This is a genomic window from Stenotrophomonas sp. SY1, from assembly GCF_021202945.1.
Lineage (GTDB): Bacteria > Pseudomonadota > Gammaproteobacteria > Xanthomonadales > Xanthomonadaceae > Stenotrophomonas.
The window spans coordinates 1-301 of record NZ_JAJOYR010000041.1 but is presented as its reverse complement, the minus strand read 5'-3'; the positions used below and the strand labels follow the sequence as shown (position 1 = coordinate 301).

Below are 301 nucleotides of genomic sequence, written 5' to 3'. Positions count from 1 at the left end.
CAGCAGATTGTCGGATACATTAATGTTTGCAAAATTAGCGGGACGTAAATCCGTATAGCGAGTATTTAAATGATCATGGCGTAACCCTATGACTGCCTGCCATTGCGGATTAAAAATAATCTGATCTTGGAGGTAAAACGCAGTGGCAGTAAAGTCACTTTTTTGATCACGAGTAATGTTGTTAAACACGATGCCCGAAAGCATAGGGTTTTCTGCGGTTACCGTTCCGCCAAGGTTTTCGCCACCCGCAGGAGTAATGCGTTTGTTCGTAGTATCTTGCGAGGCTAATTCAATACCTGCC

At 43.9% G+C, this 301-nt stretch carries 1 protein-coding gene; it reads right to left on the bottom strand.

The features are described from left to right. On the bottom strand, positions 1 to 301 hold a 301-nt coding region (locus LR961_RS19220; protein WP_232151581.1), incomplete at both ends, for a TonB-dependent receptor.